The sequence below is a fragment of the Actinomadura vinacea genome (assembly GCF_039532545.1).
GTDB classification, from domain to species: domain Bacteria; phylum Actinomycetota; class Actinomycetes; order Streptosporangiales; family Streptosporangiaceae; genus Spirillospora; species Spirillospora vinacea.
Genome location: NZ_BAAARW010000012.1, coordinates 140,090 through 157,895, shown reverse-complemented (window position 1 = coordinate 157,895; position 17,806 = coordinate 140,090). Strand labels below are relative to the sequence as shown.

Sequence of the window (17,806 nt, the reverse complement as noted above, 5' to 3'; positions counted from 1 at the left end):
GTCTGACATGTCCGGTCCACGACCTGTGGCCGCCCCGCGCGGCACCACGCCGTCCAACGCCAAGGGCTGGCCGCAGGAGGCCGCCCTGCGCATGCTCATGAACAACCTCGACCCCGAGGTCGCCGAGCACCCCGACGAGCTGGTCGTCTACGGCGGTTCCGGGAAGGCGGCCCGCGACTGGGCCTCCTTCGACGCGATCGTCCGGTCGCTGCGGGGCCTGGAGGGGGACGAGACGCTGCTGGTCCAGTCCGGCAAGCCGGTCGGGATCTTCCGCACGCACGAGTGGGCGCCGCGGGTGCTCATCGCCAACTCCAACCTCGTCCCGCAGTGGGCGGACTGGGCGGAGTTCCGGCGGCTGGAGTCGCTCGGGCTGACGATGTTCGGGCAGATGACCGCCGGTTCGTGGATCTACATCGGCACCCAGGGCATCCTGCAGGGCACCTACGAGACCTTCGCCGCCGTCGCGGCGAAGCGCTTCAATGGTTCGCTCGCCGGGACGGTCACGCTGACCGCCGGGCTCGGCGGGATGGGCGGCGCCCAGCCGCTGGCCGTCACCATGAACGGCGGCGTCGCGATCTGCGTCGAGTGCGACCCGTCCCGCATCGACCGTCGCGTCGCGCACCGCTACTGCGACCGCAAGGCCGGGTCCCTGGACGAGGCGCTCCGCCTGGCCGAGGAGGCCAGGGCGGAGCGGCGGCCGCTCTCCATCGCCGTGCTCGGCAACGCCGCCGACGTCGTCCCCGAGCTGCTGCGCCGCGGCGCCCCGATCGACATCGTCACCGACCAGACCAGCGCGCACGACCCGCTCATGTACCTGCCGCGCGGCGTGCCGTTCGAGGACTGGGCGGCCGAGCGGGACAAGGACCGCGAGGCCTTCATCACCAGGGCCCGGGAGTCGATGGCCGCGCACGTGGAGGCCATGGTGGGTTTCCAGGACGCGGGCGCCGAGGTCTTCGACTACGGCAACTCCATCCGCGGCGAGGCGCAGCTCGCCGGATACGAGCGGGCGTTCGCGTTCCCCGGCTTCGTCCCCGCCTACATCCGGCCGCTGTTCTGCGAGGGCAAGGGCCCGTTCCGGTGGGCCGCGCTGTCCGGCGACCCCAAGGACATCCACCGCACCGACCAGGCGATCCTCGACCTGTTCCCCGACAACGAGCCGCTGAGCCGGTGGATCCGGATGGCGGGGGAGAGGGTGCACTTCCAGGGCCTGCCGTCCCGGATCTGCTGGCTCGGGTACGGCGAGCGCGACAAGGCCGGGGCCGTGTTCAACGACCTGGTCGCCCGCGGCGAGATCAGCGCGCCGCTGGCGCTGGGCCGCGACCACCTCGACACCGGCTCGGTCGCGTCCCCGTACCGGGAGACCGAGGGCATGGCCGACGGCTCGGACGCGATCGCCGACTGGCCGCTGCTGAACGCCATGCTCAACACCTCGTCCGGCGCCACCTGGGTGTCGATCCACCACGGCGGCGGCGTGGGCATCGGCCGGTCGATCCACGCCGGGCAGGTCTGCGTCGCCGACGGCACCGAGCTGGCCGCGCGCAAGCTGGAGCGGGTGCTGACCAACGACCCCGGGTCGGGCGTGATGCGGCACGTGGACGCGGGCTACGACCGCGCCGCCGAGGTGGCCGCCGAGCGCGGCGTCCGCATCCCCATGAAGGAAGTATGAGCTTCGAGGAGATGTGGGCGGCGCTGCTGCCCGTCGGACGGGACCCGGGCACCGGCGGCTACCACCGGTTCGCCTGGACGCCGCCGGAGCTGGAGTGCCGTGCCTGGTTCCTGGACGAGGCGCGCCGCCGCGACCTGGACGTCGAACGCGACCGCAACGGCAACCTGTTCGCGTGGTGGCGTCCAGGCGGGGCGCGGGACGGCGCCGTGCTGACCGGCAGCCATCTGGACTCGGTGCCCGGAGGCGGCGCCTATGACGGCCCGCTCGGCGTGGTCTCCGCGTTCGCCGCGATCGACCTGCTGCGGGAGCGCGGCGTCCGGCCCGGCCGCCCGATCGGGGTGGCCGCGTTCGCCGAGGAGGAGGGCGCCCGCTTCGGCGTGGCCTGCCTCGGCTCGCGGCTCCTCACCGGCGCGATCGCCCCGGACCGCGCCCGCGGGCTGCGCGACCGCGACGGCCGCGCGTTCGGCGACGTGCTCGCCGCGCACGACCTGGACCCGGACCGGATCGGACCGGACGAGGACCTGCTGGGACGGGTCTCCTGCTACGTCGAGCTGCACGTGGAGCAGGGCCGTGCGCTCACCGCTCCGGTCGGCGTCGCGAGCGCGATCGTCCCGCACGGCCGCTGGCGGTTCGGCTTCGCCGGCGAGGGCAACCACGCGGGCACCACGCGGCTGGAGGACCGCCGCGACCCGATGCTCCCGTTCGCGCGGATGGTGCTGGCCGCGCGGGACGCCGCCGAACGGCACGGCGCCTTCACCACCGTCGGCAGGGTCGAGGTGACGCCGAACGGCGTCAACGCGATCCCGTCCGCGGTCACCGCATGGCTGGACGGTCGCGGCCCGGCCGACGACCTCGTGCGGCGGACGGTGGCCGAGGTCCACGAGGCGGCCCGGGACGCCGCGCGCGAGCACGGCGTCGCCGTCGAGCTGGCGGAGGAGTCGTACTCGCCGGTCGTGGACTTCGACACCGCGCTCCGCGACCGCCTGGCCGGCGCGCTGGGCGGAGTGCCGGTGCTGCCCACCGGGGCCGGGCACGACGCCGGGATCCTGGCGGCGCGGCTGCCCACCGCGATGCTGTTCGTCCGCAACCCGACCGGCGTCTCGCACGCGCCCGCCGAGCACGCCGAGCCGGCGGACTGCCTGGCGGGTGTGGAGGCCCTCACCGCGGTGCTGAAAAACCTGGCCTGCGGGTAGGAAATCCGTTATGCAGTGGCATGCCGAGTTCGCCTGGCTCGGAGACGAGGTGGCCGCGGATGTGCTCCTCGAGACCGATGGCGAGCGTTTCACCGCCGTGACCCCCGGCGTGCCGGCCCCGCCCGGCACGTCCCGCCTGCCCGGGCTCACCCTTCCCGGGCTGGCCGACGCCCATTCCCACGCCTTCCACCGCGCCCTCCGCGGCCGCGTCCAGGCGGGCAGCGGCACCTTCTGGACGTGGCGCGAGCAGATGTACAAGGTCGCCGACCGGCTCGATCCCGGCACCTACCGTGCCCTCGCCACCGCCGTCTACGCGGAGATGGCCCTCGCCGGGATCAGCTGCGTGGGCGAGTTCCATTACCTCCACCACCGGCCCGGCGGCGCCCCCTACGACGACCCGAACGCGATGGGCGAGGCGCTGATCGCGGCCGCCGCCGACGCGGGCATTCGCATCACCCTGCTCGACACCTGCTATCTGGCGGGCGGCATCGGCCGTCCACTCCAGGGCCCCCAGCTGCGCTTCGGCGACGGCAGCGCGGGCAACTGGGCGCGCCGCGTCGACAGCCTGCACGAGCAGACCGGCAAGGCGGGCGGCCTGCACGCCCGGGTCGGCGCCGCGATCCACTCCGTCCGCGCCGTGCCGCGCGAGCAGATCCGCGCCGTGGCGGACTGGGCCAAGGGCCGCGGCGCGCCGCTGCACGTCCACCTGTCCGAGCAGACCGCCGAGAACGAGGCCTGCCAGGACGCCTACGGGATGACCCCCACCCGCCTCCTGGCCGAATGCGGCGCGCTCGGCGCCCGCACCGTCGCCGTGCACGCCACCCACCTCACCCCCGCGGACATCGGCCTGCTCGGCGGCACCATGACCGGCGTGTGCATGTGCCCCACCACCGAGCGCGACCTGGCCGACGGCATCGGCCCCGCGCGCGACCTTTTCCGCGCCGGGTCCCCGATCTGCCTGGGCTCGGACCAGCACGCGATGATCGACCTGTTCGAGGAGGCCCGCGCGGTCGAGCTGGACGAGCGGCTGCGCACCCGCGAGCGCGGCCACTGGACGGCGGGGGAGCTGCTGGCCGCCGCCACCTGGAACGGCCACTACGGCCTCGGCTGGCCCGAGGCGGGCCGGCTCGAGCCCGGCGCCTACGCCGACCTGGTCGCGGTCTCCCTCGACTCCGTCCGCACGGCGGGCGCGGGGCCGGCCTTCGCCGCCGAGACCGCGGTGTTCGCCGCCACCGCCGCCGACGTCCGGGCGGTCGTGGTGTCCGGCCGCGAGATCGTCCGGGACGGCAGGCACCTGCTGGTGGACGACGTTCCCGGCGCCCTCCGCCGCGCCGTCTCGATGATCACGGAGAGAGACGACGGATGCGAGTGAAGTCACAAGAGTGATCTGGGGGGTTTTCTGGCGCGAGCAGGGCCGGATGTGGTTCTCTGCTGGGTCAGGTTTGAGGAAGATATTCGCTTTACGGGGACGTGGGCCATGTTGCGGCGGTTGCTGCTGCTTTTGGGTGTCATGATTACAGGCTTCGCCGTGACCGGTACGGCGCCGGCCGTCGCGGCGACCGGACCGGCGCTGGTATTGGACATGGCGGGCGTGCTGAGGACCGCCGAAGTACGCCGCATCGCCGATACGCTGCCCGGCTCGACCAAGATCTACACGGCGCGGACGCCGAGCACCAAGGTCGCGTTCGAGCAGTGGGTGAAGAGCCGGCGCTCGTCGACCGACTCGGTGATCCTCGGGTACAACCCGTCGCTGGACTACCTCTACATCACCGCCAGCGCGTCGTCGGGCTACACCAACGCGGACCTGTCGGCGGCCACGTCGGCGTTCGGGCGGACCGCGCGCACCACCCGCGACCCCACCCGCGCCATCACCTCGCTGCTGCTCTCCCTGCGCGGCTCGGCGCCGAGCACCACCCCGTCGACCGATGTGCCGACGCCGACCTACTCGGCGCCGACCTACGACCCGCCGGACATCGACACCGACCCCGACGTCAGCACCGGCCGCAAGCGCAAGGGGGGCGGCATCGGCAAGCTGATCGTCCTCGGCGTGGTCGCCCTGGTGATCGCCGGCATCGGCGGCATCATCGGGCTCGCCAAGAAGGGCGGCAGCAAGCCGCCGCCGCCCGGGGGCATGCCCCCCGGCCCCGGGATGCCCCCCGGCCCGGGGATGGCACCCGGCCCGGGCATCGCACCCGGCCCCGGTATGCCGCCGGGCCCCGGCGGGCCGCCGCCCGGCCCCGCCGGGCCGTACCCGCCCCAGCCCGGCCCGGGGGCCCCGCCCCCGCCGCCAGGGCAGGGCTACCCGCCCGCGCCGCCGCCCGGGCCCGGCTACCAGCAGCCGCCGCCCGCGCCGCCCGGCCCGGCCTACCCGCCCCCGCCGCCGCAGCAGGGCGGCTGGTGAACCCCCGCCGGTGGTGTCTCGCATCCGAGACACCACCGGCACCGGCGTCCGGTCCCGAACGCGCCGCGGGTGCGATTCTGGACCGGTGAGCATCGCCATCACCAACATCGGGGAACTGGTCACCAACGAGCCCGAGCTGGGCGAAGGCCCGCTCGGGCTCTTGCGCGACGCGGCGCTGGTCCTGGACGGCGGCACCGTCGCCTGGGCCGGCCCGTCGGACGCCGCGCCCCCGGCCGACGAAACGTACGACGCGCACGGCCGGGCGGTGCTGCCCGGCTTCGTCGACTCGCACGCGCACCTGGTCTTCGCCGGGGAGCGGGCCGAGGAGTTCGCCGCGCGGATGAGCGGGCTGCCGTACGCGGCGGGCGGCATCCGCACGACCGTCGCGCGCACGCGCGCCGCCGCCGCCGAAGAACTCCGCGCCAACCTCCGCCGCCTGGTCGCCGAGATGGCCCGGCAGGGCACCACCACCGTCGAATGCAAGTCCGGCTACGGGCTGTCGGTCGAGCAGGAGGAACGGGCCGTACGGATCGCCGCCGAGGTCGTCGAGGAGGTCACCTTCCTCGGGGCGCACGTCGTGCCGTCCGAGTACGGCGACGACACCGCCGGCTACGTGCGCCTGGTCTCCACCGAGATGCTGGCCGCCTGCGCCCCGCACGCCCGGTGGGTGGACGTCTTCTGCGAACAGGGGGCCTTCGACGCCGACCAGGCCAGAGAGGTCCTGGAAGCAGGCGTCAAAGCAGGGCTGATGCCCCGGCTGCACGCCAACCAGCTGCACGCGGGCCCGGGCGTCCGGCTGGCGGTCGAACTGGGGGCGGCATCCGCCGACCACTGCACCTACCTGACCGACGCGGACGTGGAAGCGCTGGCGTCCTCGCGCACTGTCGCGACCCTCCTGCCCGGCGTCGAGTTCTCCACCCGCCAGCCCTACCCGGACGCCCGGCGCCTGATCGACGCGGGCGCGACCGTAGCGCTGGCCACCGACTGCAACCCCGGGTCCTGCTACAGCTCCAGCATGGCGTTCTGCATAGCGGTCGCCGTACGTGACATGCACATGACCCCCGCGGAGGCAGTGTGGGCCGCCACCGCCGGAGGCGCCCGCGCACTACGCCGCACCGACGTGGGACACCTTGGAACAGGCGCACGCGCAGACGTCCTGATGCTGGACGCCCCCTCCCACATCCACCTCGCCTACCGCCCAGGCGTCCCCCAGGTGGCCGCCGTCTGGAAGGCAGGCCGCCAAGTGTGAAACGCGTGTGCCGGGTAGGAGCCTCCGTGCCGAAAGGGAGGACCGCATGGCGGAGTTCTTGACCGACATCAAGACGCTACGCGACCGGGCCCGGCACGAGATCGACAAGGGGCCGGTCACCGAGGCGTACGGGGCGGACCTGGAACGGGTGATCCAGGTCTGCAACGAGGCCCTGGCCACAGAGATCGTCTGCACGTTGCGCTACAAGCGGCACTACTACACCGCGACCGGCATCCACGCCGAGGCGGTCGCCGCCGAGTTCCTCGAGCACGCCCAGGAAGAGCAGCAGCACGCCGACTGGCTGGCCGAGCGGATCGTCCAGCTCGGCGGCGAGCCCGACTTCTCGCCCGACACCCTGACCACCCGGGCGCACGCCGAGTACGACGCCAGCCTCGACCTGATCGAAATGATCAAGGAGGATCTGGTCGCCGAACGGGTGGCGATCATGTCCTACGCCTCGATCGTCCAGTGGCTGGGCGACGGCGACCCGACCACCAAGCGCATCTTCGAGCGCATCCTGGAGCAGGAGGAGGAGCACGCCGACGACCTGCGCGGCCTCCTCGAACGCCTCCCCCGCGACCTCACCACCTAGCCCCCAGGTAGGCGCTGTTCACGCGGATCAGCGGGGTTTGTCTGCGGGCTATGTAGTCGGCCGACAGCACCTCCGCGACGAAGAGGGTGTGGTCGCCCGCCTCGATGCGCTGCCGGGTCTCGCATTCGAGGGCGGCGACGGCCTCGTCGACGATGAGGGCGTCCGAGAGCGGGCCGCGGTGGTGCGGTTCGCTCGCCAGCAGGATCCGGGCGCCGGGTCGGCCCTCGGCGGCGAACCGGCCGGCGAGGGCGCGCTGGCCGGCGCCGAGCACGGTCGCGGCCCAGCGGTCCTGCCGGGTCAGGACCTCGGCCAGGTAGGAGGCGGACGCGACCCCGGCCAGCACCATCGGCGGTTCCAGCGACACCGACATGAACGAGGTGACGGTGGTGCCCAGGTCGTCGCGGCCGTCCTTGACGGTCAGCACGACCACGCCCGTGGCGAACCCGGCGAGCGCCTCGGTGAAGTCGGTGACGCCGGTCAGCGGATCTCCCACGAGCCCGGCAGGGTGAGCGGGCCGGCCGCGGGCAGCCCGAGCCGGGCGGCGAGACCGCCCAGGGAGCCCCAGGCGTCGATGCGGGCGCGGGCGGCGGTGCGGTCCTCGCTGGACTCCGGCGGGCGCAGCCGGTCCAGCGGCGAGGCGTGCGGGAAGGATCGGACGGGCGCGTCGGCGGACAGCCCGGCGCGCTTGCGGGCCAGCTCGAGGGCGAGGTCGAGGCCGCCGAGCTCGTCCACCAGGCCGTTGGCCTTGGCGTCCGCGCCGGTCCAGACCCGGCCGCGGGCCAGCTCGTGCACCCGGTCGCGGGACATGCCGCGGCCTTCGGCGGCCTTGGCGGTGAAGTCGTCGTAGATGCGGTCCAGCGAGGCGTTGATCCGCTCCCACTCCGATTCGCTGAAGTCCTTGGTGGCGCTGAACATCCGGGCGTGCTCGCCGGCGGCGACGCTGCCCAGCCCGACGCCGAGCCGTTCCAGCAGCTCGTTGATCACGGCCTTGCCGACGACGACGCCGATGGAGCCGGTGATGGTGCCGGGCTGCGCGACGATGGCGTCGGCGGCCATGGACACGTAGTAGCCGCCCGAGGCGGCCACGTTGCCCATCGAGACGATCACGGGCTTGCCGGCCTTGCGGGCCAGGACGACCTCCCGCCAGATCGTGTCGGAGGCCACCGCGGAGCCGCCGGGGCTGTTGACGCGGAACACGATCGCCTTGATCCGGTCGTCGCGGACGGCGGCGCGCAGCGCGGCGCCGACGGTGTCGGAGCCCATCGCCGGGCCCTGGTTGGGCAGGGGGCCGCCGCGGCCGCTGCGGCCGAGCTTGATCGGGCCCTGCCCGTTGATGAGCGCGATCGCGTCCTGCTTGCCGGGCTGGGGGAGGCGGCGGGCGAGGCCGTGCGCGCGGTTGTAGCGGGAGACGTACCGGAGCAGGGGCTCGGTGCCGTCGAGCGGGCCGACCTCCTTGCGGATCTCGCCGTACACCTCGTCGCGGTAGGCGAGCCCGTCGACCAGCCCGGCCTCCAGCGCCTCGGGCGCCAGCAGCGGGCCGCGGTCGGTCAGCTCCCGGACGCGGTCCTCGGTGAGCCCGCGCGCGGCGGCGATGCCGGCGGTGACCTGCTCGCCGAGGGAGTCGACCAGGCGCCGGGACGACTCCTCGTGCTCGGGCGTGTAGGTCTTCTCCATGAAGGTGTTGGCCATCGTCTTGTACTCGTGCCGCTTGCCGAACCGCGGCTGGACGCCGGCCTTCTCCAGCGCGCCGGCCAGGAACGGCTCCTCCAGCGCGACGCCGGTCAGCCCCACGTCCCCGGACGGCTGGAGGTAGACGCGCTCGAACGCGGTCGCCAGGTAGTAGGGGACGGTGCCGCGGCCGGACTCGCCGAACGTCTCGGCCCACGCGACGGTCAGCTTGCCCGCCTCGCGCAGCCCTTGGACGGCTTCCCGCAGCTCCTGTGCCATGGCCAGGCCGACGCCGCCGGACACCTTGACGAGCAGGGCTCGGACCCGGGCGTCGCCGCGGGCGCGGCGGAGCCCGTCCAGCACGTCACGCAGGTGGTTGCGGCGGATCGACATGAGGGCCGTCAGCGGGTCGGCGGGGGCCGACTCCACGAGGCCGTCGGTGAGGTCCAGTTCCAGGATCAGCGGTGCGGTGCGCCGATCGCGGGCCTGCTTGATGACGTTGACGACTGTGCCGGGATCCACCATGGGCCCAGCCTATGCGCTCAGCGCGCGAACGCCTGGTTGGGCACCAAGGCGGCCGACGCCTGGGCGACCGGGCGTCCCCGGGCGTCGGTGACGACGGCGTTGGAGACCAGCCGGGTGCGGCCGGGGTGCACGCAGGTGCCGACGACCGTGTAGGTCTCGCCCGCGCTGACGCCGCGCAGGTAGTCGACGTTCAGGTTGAGGGTGATCATCGGGATGAAGCGGTCGCACGTGCTGGAGCCGGCCAGGCACGCCGCGTTGTCGAGGACCATCGCGATGTAGCCGCCGTGCACGGAGCCGGCGGCGTTGCTCAGCTGCTCGCCGGGCCGCCATTCGAGTTCCACCCGGCCGGGTTCGGCGTGCTTGGCCGCCTGGCCGATGAAGGTGATGATGTCGGAGGGCTCGACGTACCGGCCATCGGCCATGGCCTGGATCAGCTCGGCCCCCGTAAGGGTGTCCCACAGGTCGTCGGCGGTGTTCGCACGGCCGTCCGCGGCGTCCACGCTCAACTGGGACCCCCTCTTGATCATCGGGCTGCGGCACCCGAATCGTATTCCGTCTGCGGGGCGGCGACGGGCTCGGGTGGCTGTGCGGTTCGTCACGGGACGGACGGGAGGGGCTAGGGTCGCCGTCATGGGAGGCGACGGTGACGGCTGGGCGCGGTGCGCCAGGGGCCATACGCACTGGGGCCGGTTCGGCGCGTCCGGGCTGCTGGCGTACCACCGCGGCACGGACGGCCAGGTCCAGGTGCTGCTCCAGCAGCGCGCGTGGTGGGGCACCGGCGGCGGCACGTGGGGGATGTTCGGGGGCGCGCTGCACAGCCATGAGGACCCGGTGACGGGCGCCCTCCGCGAGACCGCCGAGGAGTGCACGCTCGACCCCGCCGGCGTCCGGGTGCAGGGCATGCGGGTCGAGGATCACGGCGGCTGGCACTTCGCCTCAGTCGTCGGGGCCGTCCGGGAGATGCAGGAGGTGCGGCCCGCGTCCAGGGAGACGCGCAAGGCGGCCTGGGTGCCCTTGGAGAAGGTGGAGGAAATGCGGCTCTTCCCGCCGTTCGCCGCCTCTTGGCCCCTGCTGCGCGGTGCTCTGAAACGCCTGGTGCTGGTGGTGGACGCGGCGAACGTGGTCGGCGCGCGCGCCGACGGCTGGTGGAAGGACCGGGCGGGCGCCAACGCCCGCCTGCGCGACGATCTGGACGTCCTCAAGGAGGGGATCTCGGGCCTGCCCGACGAGGTCCTCCCGCTCGACAGCTGCTTCCCCGAGGTCGTCCTGGTGGTGGAGGGCGCGGCCAGCCGCATCGCCGGGGAGCCCGCCGGGGAGGTGCGTGTGGTGGCGGCTCCCGGCAGCGGCGACGACCAGATCGTGGAGCTGGTGAGCCGGCCCGATCCCGACGCCGCCTACGTCGTCGTCACGGCCGACCGTGAGCTGCGGGCGCGCAGCGAGGCCGCCGGCGCGGCCGTGGTGGGCCCCCGCTGGCTCCTCAACTGTCTTCATTAGGAATTCCTAGATCGCTTACGGCCAGGAGCTTCTGCGTGTGGTCCCGTACGAGGGGTGCGAGGCGGGCGTGGACGGGGTCACGGTCGGCGGCCTGGAGCACGCTGGCACCGACAACGAGTTCGGCCAGCCACCCGTCGGGAGTGCCGAGGATGTCGGAGAAGGTACACCGGACCTGTCGGGCGACGTCCGGGACGGGCAGGGCGTAGGCGTGCAGGTTCGCGGCGTCGAAGCCGAAGGGGGCGGGGCCGAATCCTTCCCAGTCCAGGATGGTCAGCTCTGGCGCGGTGAGGTTGGCCCATTGCAGGTCCCCGTGGGCCAGCGTCCACCGCCTCACGGTGGTGTCGATGTGGCGGGCGCCAAGGAAGGCCGGGATGGCGCGGTTGACGTATGCCTGGCTGATCACCGGCTCACGTCTGGTGGGAACGGGGGTGGCCATCACCGCGTCCAGCGCGCCGCGCAGTTGCGACCACCATGGGGTGGGCGCTTCCGCGCGGCGCGGCAGATCTGGTGTGTTGGAGCACGTGGGCGTGGTGACGTAGGTGGTGAGTTCGGCGCGGTAGGCGTACTCGTCGGTGGCCCAATCGGTCACCTTGAGCAGCGCGGGCCTGGGCACATGTGGGGGCAGCACGGTGGCGGCCAGTTCGGTGCCGAACCATAGTTTCCCGCCACGCTTGTTCTGCGGGGTTTCCATGAGGCGAAGCCATGCGCCTCCAGCCTGATGGTGCACGAGTCCGCCGAGGGTGCGTGCGGAATGCCCCCATGCCTCGTAGGTCCCGGGCTCAGGGATGCAGCCGAATCGAATGGCCGCACGCGTGTAAGCGGCGCGCATCCTCGAACGCAGGCGATGATCTTCAGGCACGGAGAACAGCGCAGATCTCCCGGAGTCGAGCAGGCGGAACAGGCGGCAGCGAAAAAGCCGTCGCTGCCTCGTTCCAGTGTGCCGGGGTCGAAGCGGACAGTACTGCACCGGACAGACCCGGCGTGGAGGCGACCACATGCAGCGCCGCCTGGACTGGGGTAAGACCGGGTTGGATCAACCGGGCGAGTTCATCGTTCACCAAGCGACCGAGTTCACCGCCGTGCAGAGGTGCCGATGCCCATACTTCCAGGCCACGAGCGGCTGCCTCGACCACGGTTCCATGGCCGCTGGCCGCTGCGGCAATCGCCTTGATCTGCACCAGGCTGATCGGAAGCTGCACGGCAGCCAGGCAGGTGTCCTGGCCACCGGCCGCATTACGGGCGGCGGCGACAAGGTCGGCCATGGTGAAGGCTTCGTGCGCGAATCCGTTCCAGGTGGCGACGCCGTAGCCGCCGATGCGCCCCGCCGCGGCGGCCTGCTCGCATGCCGCGAAGGCAGCGGTGATCTCGCGGAGCAGGTGATGACGGTCGCCGTCACGACCGTATTCGGGATTATGTAAATAGCGCAGATCAATCCGGCTGCGGCGCAGTTCGGCGGCGTTAACGGCGAGCTGGTGGTTTAGGTACGCGGGAGCGATCGAGTGCCGGGTGGCTCCGGCCGCCCGGCGTGCTGACCGTATCGGCGTGAGTGACTCCAGGAACCGTGACAGCGGACTGTTCGTATTCGGTCACGGTGAATGGCAGATATTCGCTCGGGCCCTGAAAGCCGGCGAGTTCGACCTGTCGCGCTGAGTGGCGAGGACTCTGCGCCGACGTTTACAGGTCGTATTTCTTAGCCTTCACGTCGTCCAGGAGTGAGCGCATCCCCTGGGGGGAGAACGCCAGCACGGGACCGTGTGGGTCCTTGGAGTCGCGCAGGGCCGTAATCTTGTCGACTTGTGCCACCTCGACACAATTGCCATTACCGCCACTGTGGGCACTTTTGCGCCACACTGCGCGGGACGGATCAAGCGTTTGCATCCCGCACTCCTCTCACTTGGCTTCCTCTGGTCAGGTCGGCCAGGAAGACTTCGGTTTGACCCGGGCTGTGCGCGCTGGCTCGTAGATGCTCGAACGTCTCGCGATACTGGGCGATGCTCGTATCGTCGTCCAAGAACAGGTCTTTGGTCAGCCCTTCCGTATAGACGATATCGGGCGCAACCGGTTCGTCAAACTTGAGGATGACGAACGCCCCGAGCATGGCGGGATGAGGGCCGGAGTCGAATGGGAGGACTTGGAGCGTCACCTCGGGGCGGAGCGTGGCCGCACGGAGATGCTCAATCTGGGCACGCATCTCGCCGGCTGAACCGACCTGGCGGCGCAAGGCCGCCTCGTCCACGATGGCCCACAACCGCACCGCGTCCTGCTTGGCGAGCACCTCTTGCCGCTTCATGCGGGCATCGACACGTCGCTCAACCTCCTCCTGGCTTGCGTGAGGGAGCATGCCCTTGATGACGGCGCGTGCGTAGCCTTCGGTCTGGAGCAGTCCAGGGACCAGGGTCATCTCGTACGTCCAGACCGCGCGAGCCTCAGTCTCGAAGCCGATGAACGTGTTGTACTCCCAGAGCACCGCTCCGACGCTGGCTCCGCCTCCACCCCCTGCCACAGGAGTAGATCGGTCATGTCTGTCACCACGCCCGCTCGACCCGACCTGTACATGGAAGGCTCCAACAACTGCCTGAAGCTGGCGGCCATTCCGGACGCGCCGCGGATCGCCCGGCGGTTCGCCCGTGCCGTCCTGAAGAGTTGGAGCATGGACGCACTCGTGCCCACGGCGGAGCTCGTCGTCTCCGAGCTCGCAACCAATGCCGTGCGGGCAGTGGGCATCATCGAGGCGTACCCGCAGCCGACGCACGCCCAGATTCGCCGGGCGTGAAGCTGATCTCGGTATGCCTTTACCGGCAGGACGCACTGCTGGTGGTCGAGGTCTGGGATCCCAGCATCGATCCGCCCGTGCTCAAAGAAGTCGACCTCGAGGACGAGGGCGGCCGCTGGTTGCTGCTCGTCCAGTCCCTCACCGAGAACTTTGGTTACCGCAGGCCGCGGACGGGCGGCAAGATCGTCTGGTGCACGGTGGCTGGCCTGGAAGCGTGAACACCTTCGCGGCCTTCGGCTGCTCGTGCTCCTGGTCCCGGATTTCCCAGGCGGTCTGCACGACCTGGTGGCCGACCACTTTCAAGGTCGCCGCCTGGGGGAATCGGTCGCCATCCTCAGAGTCCTCGGGGACTTCCGGTGCAAAATCATCTATCGCCTGGTTGATGATTGTTCGGACACTTCGTCCATTGCTGGCTATAGCGGCTAGCGAGTCGAAGATGCCGCGGTACAGGACGATTTCCTGCGGCTGGGCGAGGTTCAGCTCGGCCGAGAAGGTATCGACCATCACGCGGTTACCGTCGAGCAGGCAGAAGCCGTGAGCGGGCGCGACCACATACTCCGGCTCTGCTTCGCTGCCGGTTGCCTGCGCCCACTGACGGACGTCGTCATCGGTTGGCGTCTGTCGGCTGTTCTCCAGCTTGGACACCTTGGAAGGTGGTCACGACAACGACTCCGCGAGCTGCCGACCGCTCATGCCGGCTGCCTGGCGAAGCTCACCGAGTCGTCTGCCCAGCGCGTCACGCGCTTCATGAACGCTGGTGACGCCGGTGGTTCTATTAGGTGGCAAAGTCGTCCCGTTGGGCAGCGCGGTGCCATGCGGCATCACGCCAATGGTTGTGGTCTACGACCACAGCAGGATCATCAATGATCTCACCGCCAAGGAAATTCTCGTCCTTGTCGAAGTGCATCCGTACCAGCTTGCGCGAGTCGAACAGCCAGTAATCGTAATCCGGTAGGCCGGTGGCTTCATCGCGCCGCAGATAGCGGATGTCCTCACCGGCCGTGTTGGTGTACTTGGAACAGAAGACGCCGAAGCGGCTGTAATCCGTGAGCGGCATGGTGACCACGCGCACGCGCATGAAGCGCCGCCCCTCGGCTGTGGCGTCGCGGATCATGTTCAGCCAGTTATCGAACCAGCCCATGTCAACAGGCTCGCCCGCGACGAACTGACGCAGTGCTTCCGTCTCGTTGGTGGACTTGTACTCGTCGCGCGTTTCCAGACGAAAGGCGGTGTGCTCGAAGGTACGGAAGAGCTTGCCGAACTCGGGGCCGGGTGGGATGTGCGGACTCAGTGCTGACCCTCCTCGTCCAGTTAACGGCGGGCGTACATCTTGAGCACGTCTTCCGGGATCTTGATCAGGGTTTCGTGGTCGGGCACTGGGCCGATGTCCGCGAGCGCCTGGTGGTCGGTCACCTTCCACCATTGAGCGATGTAGGTGATCCGGTCGGTCCGGTCGGTGGCGAACAGGGTAGGTGACTGCCCTTCCTGGGAGTCCGGGTCTTTGCCGAGGAACCGAGCGGTGGGTTGGCGGGAAGCGTGAACACGTTCGTGGCCTTCGGCTGTTCGTGCTCCTGGTCTCGGATTTCCTAGGCGGACTGGGCGACCTGGTGGCCGGCCTCCTTCAGGGCCGCTGCGGCGTCGGGCACCTGCCGCTCCGGGACCATGACCAGGTCGGCGTGGAAGGTGGAGGCGACGAAGACCGGGATACCGGTCTCGGCCAGCGGCCCCACGATCGCGGCCAGCATCCCCGGGGTGTCGAGGGAGTGCGGCTCGTCGGCGTAGAAGCCGACCCAGCGCTCCGCCTCCACGAACGGCGGGACCTCCCGGACGACGGTCAGGCCCTCCGGGGCGCGCACCATCGCGATCCACTCGTCGTCCTCGGGCAACGTGGCGTTCGGCAGGTGCTCCACGATGAACTGCGACGGGACGATGCGGAGGCGCTGAGACATGCCGCCACCCTATGCGCCGTTCTGCGCTCCGTCCTCCTCTGGGACGAGGAACACCGCGCCGAGCGGCGGGACGCGGACGAGCGCGGAGGCGGGCATGGCGTGCCGCGGCTCGTCGGTGGCCTCGACGCGGCCCATGTTCCCCACGCCGCTGCCCCCGTACTCGTAGGCGTCGGTGTTGAGGATCTCGCGCCAGCCGCCCGGCCGGGGGAGTGCCAGCCGGTAGTCCTCGTGCGCGCCGCCGGAGAAGTTGACCACGCAGGCCAGCACGGGCGGCTCCTCGCCGGGAACGGCGGCGGACCCGACGCGGAGGAAGGACATGGTGTTGCCGCTCGCGTCGTTGGCGTCGATCCAGCGGAAGCCGTCCGGGACGGCGTCCATCGTGTAGAGGGCCGGGTGGGACCGGTAGATCCGGTTCAGGTCGCGGACCAGTTTCTGCACGCCCAGATGGTCGGCGCCCTCCGACGCGTTGTCCAGCAGCCACCAGTCGAGGGAGCGTTCCTCGGCCCACTCGGCGCCCTGGCCGAATTCCGAGCCCATGAACAGGAGCTGCTTGCCCGGATGCGACCACATGTAGGCCAGCAGGGTGCGCAGCCCCGCGAACCTCTGCCACGTGTCGCCGGGCATCTTCGCCAGGAGCGACCCCTTGAGGTGCACCACCTCGTCGTGGGAGAGGGGCAGCACGTAGTTCTCGGAGAACGCGTAGATGAGGGAGAAGGTGATCTCCCCATGGTGGTAGTGGCGGAAGACCGGTTCGTGCCGGAGGTACTCCAGCGTGTCGTGCATCCAGCCCATGTTCCACTTGAAGCCGAAGCCCAGCCCGCCCAGGTGGGTCGGGCGTGACACCCCGGGCCAGGCGGTGGACTCCTCGGCGATCGTCATGACACCGGAGTTGCGCTTGTAGACGGTCGCGTTCATCTCCTGCAGGAACGAGATCGCCTCCAGGTTCTCCCGGCCGCCGTAGATGTTGGGCGTCCACTGGCCTTCCTCGCGCGAGTAGTCCAGGTACAGCATCGAGGCGACGGCGTCCACGCGCAGCCCGTCGACGTGGAACTCCTCCAGCCAGTAGCAGGCGTTGGCCACCAGGAAGTTGCGGACCTCGGCGCGTCCGAAGTTGAACACCAGCGTGCCCCAGTCGGGTTGCTCGCCGCGGGTCGGGTCCTCGTGCTCGTACAGGGGGGTGCCGTCGAAGCGCGCCAGTGCCCACTCGTCCTTGGGGAAGTGCGCCGGGACCCAGTCGACGATGACGCCGATCCCCGCCTGGTGCAGGCGGTCCACCAGATGGCGGAAGTCGTCGGGGTTCCCGAAACGCGCGGTGGGCGCGTAGTAGGAGGTGACCTGGTAGCCCCAGGACGGGCCGTACGGATGCTCGGCCACCGGCAGGAACTCCACGTGGGTGAACCCCATGTCGTCCACGTAGCGCGTCAGCTCCTCGGCCAGTTCCCTGTAACCGAGGCCCGGCTTCCAGGAGCCGAGATGCACCTCGTACATGCTCATGGGCTCGTTCACCCAGGACCGCTCCTTGCGCAGGCCCATCCACTCGCCGTCGCCCCACTCGTAGGTGGACGTGAAGACGCGCGACCCCGTTGCCGGGGGCAGCTCGGTGGCCTGCGCCATGGGGTCGGCCTTGATGCGCCACTGCCCGTCCGCACCGAGGATCTCGAACTTGTAGGTGTCGCCGTCGCCCACTCCTGGGATGAACAGCTCCCACAGGCCGGTGGAACCCAGCGAGCGCATCGGATGCGCCCGCCCGTCCCAGTGGTTGAAGTCGCCCACCACGCGTACCCCGCGCGCAGTGGGCGCCCATACGGCGAAGCCTGTACCGGACACTGGACCGAACGCCGACGCATAGGTGCGGACCCGCGCCCCGAGCGCGCGCCACAGCTCCTCGTGCCGGCCCTCGCTGATCAGGTGCAGGTCCAGCTCACCCAGCGTGGGCAGATGGCGGTACGGGTCGTCCTGCAGAATCTCCTCGTCGTTGCCGTACGTGACCGCGAGCCGGTAGTCGGGTACCGCGAGCGGCGCCGCGTCGGGGTCGTCCCCGGACAGCGACGCGCCCTCGGGCAGCATGCCGGTGAAGACGCCTTCGTGGTAGTGCCGCAGCGGGTGCCGGTCCCCGTTCGGCAGGACGACCTCCACCCGCTCGGCCAGCGGACGCAGCGCCCGTACCGTCACCCCCGAGCGTCCCGGATGCGCGCCGAGGACGCTGTGCGGATCGTGGTGGTCGCCCCCCACCAGCTTGTCGATCTCCTCACGCGTCACCCGTGCCATGAGATCGTGGCCTCCTCGTTCCCAGGAT

19 protein-coding genes are annotated in these 17,806 nt (G+C 71.0%); 9 read left to right on the top strand and 10 right to left on the bottom strand.

Translation table 11 applies throughout. The features are described from left to right. The first annotated feature begins 7 nt into the window (after positions 1–7). The 6 genes from hutU (at position 8) to ABD340_RS16000 (ending at position 7,101) form a co-directional block, all read left to right on the top strand. Positions 8–1,666, top strand: coding sequence for a urocanate hydratase (hutU, locus tag ABD340_RS16025; RefSeq protein ID WP_344589758.1), 1,659 nt, complete (start codon positions 8–10; stop codon positions 1,664–1,666). Continuing rightward, positions 1,663–2,859 (top strand): allantoate amidohydrolase, encoded by a 1,197-nt coding sequence (locus ABD340_RS16020; RefSeq protein ID WP_344589757.1) that lies wholly within the window; start codon positions 1,663–1,665, stop codon positions 2,857–2,859. Before hutU ends, ABD340_RS16020 begins: the two co-directional genes overlap by 4 nt. Positions 2,860–2,869: 10 nt before the next feature. Continuing rightward, the gene (locus ABD340_RS16015; protein WP_344589756.1) at positions 2,870–4,231 is read left to right on the top strand and encodes a formimidoylglutamate deiminase; all 1,362 of its coding nucleotides are present in this window, start codon (positions 2,870–2,872) and stop codon (positions 4,229–4,231) included. 156 nt (positions 4,232–4,387) lie between these two features. Then, a complete protein-coding gene (locus tag ABD340_RS16010; RefSeq protein WP_344589755.1) occupies positions 4,388–5,260 on the top strand; it encodes a hypothetical protein in 873 nt (290 codons plus the stop codon). A gap of 85 nt (positions 5,261–5,345) precedes the next feature. Further along, positions 5,346–6,509: an imidazolonepropionase gene (gene hutI / locus ABD340_RS16005; protein ID WP_344589754.1), complete on the top strand. Its 1,164-nt coding sequence runs from the start codon at positions 5,346–5,348 to the stop codon at positions 6,507–6,509. A gap of 46 nt (positions 6,510–6,555) precedes the next feature. Then, positions 6,556–7,101 carry a ferritin-like domain-containing protein gene (locus ABD340_RS16000; protein WP_344589753.1) on the top strand — a complete coding sequence of 182 codons (546 nt, stop codon included), beginning with the start codon at positions 6,556–6,558 and terminating at the stop codon, positions 7,099–7,101. Here ABD340_RS16000 and ABD340_RS15995 read toward each other — a convergent pair. The 3 genes from ABD340_RS15995 to ABD340_RS15985 are packed head-to-tail and all read right to left on the bottom strand — an operon-like array spanning position 7,091 to position 9,821. After that, positions 7,091–7,594 carry a flavin reductase family protein gene (locus ABD340_RS15995; protein WP_344589752.1) on the bottom strand — a complete coding sequence of 168 codons (504 nt, stop codon included), beginning with the start codon at positions 7,592–7,594 and terminating at the stop codon, positions 7,091–7,093. The two genes, ABD340_RS16000 and ABD340_RS15995, sit on opposite strands and share 11 nt — an antisense overlap. After that, complete coding sequence (gene sppA / locus ABD340_RS15990; RefSeq protein WP_344589751.1) at positions 7,579–9,294, bottom strand: signal peptide peptidase SppA; 1,716 nt, start codon at positions 9,292–9,294, stop codon at positions 7,579–7,581. Before sppA ends, ABD340_RS15995 begins: the two co-directional genes overlap by 16 nt. 17 nt (positions 9,295–9,311) lie before the next feature. After that, positions 9,312–9,821, bottom strand: a complete 510-nt coding sequence (locus ABD340_RS15985) for a PaaI family thioesterase (RefSeq protein ID WP_344589750.1) — start codon at positions 9,819–9,821, stop codon at positions 9,312–9,314. Between the two features lie 103 nt (positions 9,822–9,924). On the opposite strand from ABD340_RS15985, the gene ABD340_RS15980 reads away from it, so the two are divergent. Next, positions 9,925–10,788, top strand: coding sequence for an NUDIX domain-containing protein (locus ABD340_RS15980; RefSeq protein WP_344589749.1), 864 nt, complete (start codon positions 9,925–9,927; stop codon positions 10,786–10,788). Here the strand turns inward: ABD340_RS15980 and ABD340_RS15975 are convergent. Beyond that, positions 10,772–11,479, bottom strand: a complete 708-nt coding sequence (locus ABD340_RS15975) for a phosphotransferase (protein ID WP_344589748.1) — start codon at positions 11,477–11,479, stop codon at positions 10,772–10,774. The genes ABD340_RS15980 and ABD340_RS15975 overlap by 17 nt on opposite strands. A 304-nt stretch (positions 11,480–11,783) precedes the next feature. Between ABD340_RS15975 and ABD340_RS48290 the strand changes: the two genes are divergently transcribed. Beyond that, the gene (locus ABD340_RS48290; RefSeq protein WP_344589747.1) at positions 11,784–12,206 is read left to right on the top strand and encodes a hypothetical protein; all 423 of its coding nucleotides are present in this window, start codon (positions 11,784–11,786) and stop codon (positions 12,204–12,206) included. A gap of 256 nt (positions 12,207–12,462) precedes the next feature. On the opposite strand, the gene ABD340_RS15965 is transcribed toward ABD340_RS48290, so the two are convergent. Then, complete coding sequence (locus ABD340_RS15965) at positions 12,463–12,666, bottom strand: DUF397 domain-containing protein (protein ID WP_344589746.1); 204 nt, start codon at positions 12,664–12,666, stop codon at positions 12,463–12,465. Beyond that, positions 12,653–13,255 (bottom strand): DUF5753 domain-containing protein, encoded by a 603-nt coding sequence (locus ABD340_RS15960; RefSeq protein WP_344589745.1) that lies wholly within the window; start codon positions 13,253–13,255, stop codon positions 12,653–12,655. The genes ABD340_RS15965 and ABD340_RS15960 overlap by 14 nt, the downstream gene beginning before the upstream one ends. A 51-nt stretch (positions 13,256–13,306) precedes the next feature. Between ABD340_RS15960 and ABD340_RS15955 the strand changes: the two genes are divergently transcribed. Next, complete coding sequence (locus tag ABD340_RS15955; protein ID WP_344589744.1) at positions 13,307–13,561, top strand: hypothetical protein; 255 nt, start codon at positions 13,307–13,309, stop codon at positions 13,559–13,561. Between the two features lie 138 nt (positions 13,562–13,699). On the opposite strand, the gene ABD340_RS15950 is transcribed toward ABD340_RS15955, so the two are convergent. The 4 genes from ABD340_RS15950 to glgB form a co-directional block, all read right to left on the bottom strand. Next, entirely contained in the window at positions 13,700–14,206 is a 507-nt protein-coding gene (locus ABD340_RS15950; RefSeq protein ID WP_344589743.1) for a hypothetical protein, read from the bottom strand. 130 nt (positions 14,207–14,336) lie between these two features. Further along, the gene (locus ABD340_RS15945) at positions 14,337–14,840 is read right to left on the bottom strand and encodes a DUF6879 family protein (RefSeq protein WP_344590693.1); all 504 of its coding nucleotides are present in this window, start codon (positions 14,838–14,840) and stop codon (positions 14,337–14,339) included. Positions 14,841–15,147: 307 nt separating this feature from the next. Next, positions 15,148–15,510, bottom strand: a complete 363-nt coding sequence (locus tag ABD340_RS15940) for an ACT domain-containing protein (protein ID WP_344589742.1) — start codon at positions 15,508–15,510, stop codon at positions 15,148–15,150. A gap of 9 nt (positions 15,511–15,519) precedes the next feature. Continuing rightward, positions 15,520–17,778 carry a 1,4-alpha-glucan branching protein GlgB gene (gene glgB / locus ABD340_RS15935; protein WP_344589741.1) on the bottom strand — a complete coding sequence of 753 codons (2,259 nt, stop codon included), beginning with the start codon at positions 17,776–17,778 and terminating at the stop codon, positions 15,520–15,522. Positions 17,779–17,806 lie beyond the last annotated feature (28 nt).

What these genes read in the sequence shown, in the direction of transcription:
- ABD340_RS15980 (WP_344589749.1), top strand. Translation starts at nt 9,925, where the DNA reads ATGGGAGGCGACGGTGACGGCTGGGCGCGGTGCGCCAGGGGCCATACG.
- ABD340_RS16020 (WP_344589757.1), top strand. Translation starts at nt 1,663, where the DNA reads ATGAGCTTCGAGGAGATGTGGGCGGCGCTGCTGCCCGTCGGACGGGAC.
- ABD340_RS48290 (WP_344589747.1), top strand. Translation starts at nt 11,784, where the DNA reads ATGCAGCGCCGCCTGGACTGGGGTAAGACCGGGTTGGATCAACCGGGC.
- ABD340_RS15965 (WP_344589746.1), bottom strand. Translation starts at nt 12,666, where the DNA reads ATGCAAACGCTTGATCCGTCCCGCGCAGTGTGGCGCAAAAGTGCCCAC.
- ABD340_RS15940 (WP_344589742.1), bottom strand. Translation starts at nt 15,510, where the DNA reads ATGTCTCAGCGCCTCCGCATCGTCCCGTCGCAGTTCATCGTGGAGCAC.
- hutU (WP_344589758.1), top strand. Translation starts at nt 8, where the DNA reads ATGTCCGGTCCACGACCTGTGGCCGCCCCGCGCGGCACCACGCCGTCC.
- ABD340_RS15955 (WP_344589744.1), top strand. Translation starts at nt 13,307, where the DNA reads ATGTCTGTCACCACGCCCGCTCGACCCGACCTGTACATGGAAGGCTCC.
- glgB (WP_344589741.1), bottom strand. Translation starts at nt 17,778, where the DNA reads ATGGCACGGGTGACGCGTGAGGAGATCGACAAGCTGGTGGGGGGCGAC.
- sppA (WP_344589751.1), bottom strand. Translation starts at nt 9,294, where the DNA reads ATGGTGGATCCCGGCACAGTCGTCAACGTCATCAAGCAGGCCCGCGAT.
- ABD340_RS15985 (WP_344589750.1), bottom strand. Translation starts at nt 9,821, where the DNA reads ATGATCAAGAGGGGGTCCCAGTTGAGCGTGGACGCCGCGGACGGCCGT.
- ABD340_RS16000 (WP_344589753.1), top strand. Translation starts at nt 6,556, where the DNA reads ATGGCGGAGTTCTTGACCGACATCAAGACGCTACGCGACCGGGCCCGG.
- ABD340_RS15975 (WP_344589748.1), bottom strand. Translation starts at nt 11,479, where the DNA reads ATGGAAACCCCGCAGAACAAGCGTGGCGGGAAACTATGGTTCGGCACC.
- ABD340_RS16015 (WP_344589756.1), top strand. Translation starts at nt 2,870, where the DNA reads ATGCAGTGGCATGCCGAGTTCGCCTGGCTCGGAGACGAGGTGGCCGCG.